Origin of the sequence: Pseudoflavonifractor phocaeensis (assembly GCF_016901735.1) — a bacterium.
Lineage (GTDB): Bacteria > Bacillota > Clostridia > Oscillospirales > Oscillospiraceae > Pseudoflavonifractor_A.
On sequence record NZ_JACLZC010000116.1, the window covers coordinates 1 to 3,850 of the forward strand.

1 protein-coding gene is annotated in these 3,850 nt (G+C 64.8%); it reads right to left on the reverse strand.

Annotation, left to right across the window (positions count from 1 at the left end):
- A partial coding sequence (locus H7U37_RS14535; protein ID WP_204876846.1) for a discoidin domain-containing protein occupies window positions 1-3,850 on the reverse strand: 3,850 nt, incomplete at both ends.

Here is a 3,850-nt window from a genome sequence, read left to right on the forward strand (position 1 = left end):
CATACCAGCCGTTGAAGGTAAAGCTGCCGTGTACAGGGTCGGCGGGCTTGGCCACGGTGCCGTTTTCGGCCACGGACTGGCTGTCCACGGAGGAGCCGCCGTTGGTCTCAAAGGTGACCTCATAAGTCACGATAGGGATCTCCTCGGTTTTGGTGGCGCCGCACAGGCAGACGTAGATCTTGGCGGTGTCGGTTTCTTCCTGGAGTGTCCAGACGTGGTCGGCCACATCCAGCTTTTCCGCACAGCCGGTACACTGGTGCCAATGCTGGAGGTCGTCATAGCTCCAGACATCGCTGGGGGTGTGCTCCACATGGCCGGTGGCGGGAACCAGAATATAACCGCATTCGGTGCAGGTCTGAGGCTCGGTCTCGGTGGCCTCCGGGCCGGGGATGTGGGCCAGAATTTCGTCAGCTGTGCCGCAGCGGGTACAGACATGCCAGTGGCCGGTCTCATCGCTGGTCCAGGTTTCGGCAAAGTCATGGTCCAGCGCGGGGATCACGGTGTCAGCCTGGTCGATCTCTTCCACGCCTTCCCCGTCGGTAAAGTACTTGCCGCAGCCTTCGCAGTACCAGTAGGCGCTGTTGCCGCTTTCGGTACAGGTGGCCGCTACGGCCTCGGTCTTGACCATGCTGTGGACGTGAGGCGCTTCGCCGTCCAGGGTGACGGTGACAGCGGCGGTCATTCCGTCGGGTACCTCCACGCCGGGGATGGCGGTGAGCGCGCCGGTGATGGTCTGCTCCCCTGCCTGACCGGCCTGATAGCCGTCGGCGTTCCAGGTGACGGCCAGAGCGGTGGACACATCGCCGTCCAGGGTGACCTCCACGGTTTCGGGCAGGTCCAGGGCGTCAAAGGGGACGCCAACCTCGGCGGAAATACCGGCGGGATCGGTGACCGCAGTCACAGTCAGGGCGGGGGACTGGACATAGCCGGTGGAGTTGATCCAGAAGCCGTCGGCAGTGCCGCTCTGGAGGGAGATGCGGACATAGCGGGCAAGGCCGGTGAGGGTGTCGGCGGTGGTGAGGGCAGCCTCGCTGCCTGCCATGTGGTCCACGGCGGTGGTCCAGTGGACGCCGTCGGTGGAGAGATCGATGGTATAGGCGTGGGAGGTATCGGTGTTCCAGGTCAGATCCACCCGGCTGATCTGGTAGAGGCCGCCGGCGTCAAACTGCCAGGCGGGCGCCGGGTCGTCGGCGGCGGGGACCCAGTATTTGGCGGGGTCGCCGTCGTTGCCGTAGGCGGGGTCGGAGCCGTCGGCGGAGGAGGTGGCGGAGGCCGGCGCGCCGTAGTCCAGCCGGACCGCGTCGCCCATGGGCTTGCCGATGGCCACAAACTCGGCGATCTCAGCCCATTGGTTGGTGCCGTCGGGCTTGGTGGCCCAGAGGTCGCTGACCCGGAGATAGCGGGCGGAGGCGCTTACGTCCACGGCGGCGGTGACGTTGGGGGTGTTGTCCTGCTGGTCACGGTCGGACCAGGAGCCGATGTCGGTCCAGGACTGGCCGTCCAGCGAGCTCTGGAGGGTGAAGGAGTGGCGGATGGGGATACCGCCGGTGTCGCCGGGGGAGGCCCAGGCGAAGGAGAGGGAGATCTGGCTGACCGAATACACCGCGCCCAGATCCACCTGGAACCAGGCGGGGCTCATTTTGCCCGAGTTCCAGAAGGTGGCGGCATCGCCGTCCACGGCCAGGGCGGCGCTGCTGCTGGCCTGTACCGAGCTGGCGGAGGCGTTTTTGCCCAGGGCCACGTTGTTGGAAGTGCCGGTGCCGCTGACCTCCCGGAGGCAGGGCCAGATGTTGCTGGCGGGACAGTTGAGGTAAATACGGACGTACCGTCCCTCCTGGCCCACGGTCACGGTGGCCCGGCCGTTGGTCTCAGTGAGGGTCTCGTGCTGGCTCAGGTCATAGCCGGTAAAATCGGGATCGTCGGAGACGGCCACCTGGAACTGGTAGTTGCCCGCCATGTCAAAGACGATTTCCATTTCCTCCACGGTGTATACCGCGCCCAGGTCTGCCTGCCACCAGTGCTGGCCGTTGAGGGTGTTGTCGCTGGTGTCGGTGATGGCGGCGCACCACTTGGTGCTTTCGTCGCCGTCGTTGGCGTACTCCGCCTTTTCGGCGTTGGATTGGCCGTCCCGGTTGACCGAGCTGGCGGTGGCGGCCTTGTTGAGGAAGATGTTCACCGGTTCCTCAGGGGGTTCGGGGTGGACAAAGCCGGTCTCGTCGGCGTCGCCGCCGGTGGGAACAGCGGGCAGGCCGTCCACCGTCTGGGTGGGGATGGTGATGGTACAGCTTTCCAGACCGTCGGCGGAGGCGGTGAGGGTGATGTCGCCCTCGCCCCGGGTGGAGCGGACCCACACGGCCCACTGACCGCCCCGGACGGCCACGGCCTTCTCGCCGATGACAAAGCCGGGTCCGTCGGTGGTAAAGGTAATGGTGTCGTCGGCGGTGTTGACCACAGTGCCGTTTTCGTCCTTCACGTCCACCCACACCAGCTTGGCGGAGCTGCCGTCCAGCTTGAGGGGGTTGTCATCCTCAGCGGTGAGGGTAATCTGGGAGGGAGTACCGGGGGCGCTGCGGGTAAATTCCGCTACAGGCGCGCCGTCCAGATAGGCCACGGCCTTCAGGGTACCCTCGCCGGGGGTATAGGCGGACAGGTCAAAGGTGAAGGGGGGATGGGCCAGATTCTCGGTGCTCACATAAGCGCCGGAGTCGGCGGTGGGATAGCCGGTGGGATTGTCGGTATCGCCGTGAGGCGCCCACATCAGGGTATCGGGGGTCTGACGGGCGATGAGCGTACCGTCCAGATAGAGCGCCACTTCGTCGCAGTTGCTGAAAATGCGGACCTGATCGGGGGAGTCGTCGGCCCAGGTGTTGGCGATAAAGACCATGGGGCCGCTGTCCAGGCCGTACTTGCTCAGGTCCACGGTGGGGTCGGTCTGGCTCTGGAAGAAGTAAGCGCCGAATTTGGGGATACGGGCCACGTCCACCACGCCGCAGAAGGTGAGCTTGTCCACGTCAAAGCCGGCGTAGTCGGCGTAATCCCAATAGGCGGTGGCGCCGTACCAGCTCTGGCCCCGGTTGAAGGCGAAGGAGGACTGGATGTTGTCGCACTGGACGAGCATCCCTTCGTCGCCGCCCTTGGCGTCGGAATAGTGCTGGGGCTCCCGGGTGACCCGGGTGGTGGAGTCAAAGCCGCCGAAGTTCCAGTCGCCGTACTCGCTGACCACCACCGGCTTCTCGCCGTATCGGGCGGCGTCTCCCACCACGTCGGCCTGGGGCGTGCCCACGCCGATGTCAAAGATGTTCCAATTGGTCCAGCCGCTGGTGTAGGCTTTGGAGTCGCCCACCTCGGGGTACTCCTCCTTCACCAAATCGTGCATATTCTGGGCCCACTGGGCGGTGTAGCCGCTCTCGTTGAGGCTGGGCTCCCAGGCCACCACGGAGCAGTGGTTGCGGTTGACCCGGATCTGGTCCCGCATCTGCTCATAGGTGTTGTTCTTGAAGGCGTCGGTGTTGGAGAAATTCTGCCAGCCGGCCAGACAGTCCAGCACCGCCACACCGTACCGGTCGCAGGCTTCGTAGAAGGCGGGGTCGTGGGGGTAATGGCTCATGCGGATAAAATTGAAGCCATATTCCCGCAGCCGCTTGATCTCGGCAAAGATGGCGTCGTTGCTCTGGGCGTTGCCCAGCATGTAGGTCTCCGAGTGGAGGTTGACGCCCACCAGCTCCACCCACTCATCGTTGATGTAGCAGCCGTCCCGCTTCCATTCCACCTTGCGGATGCCGTAGGTGGTGTCCACCGTGTCTTTGACCGCCCCGTCCATGAGGAGGGTGGTGCGGACGGTGTAGAGCTC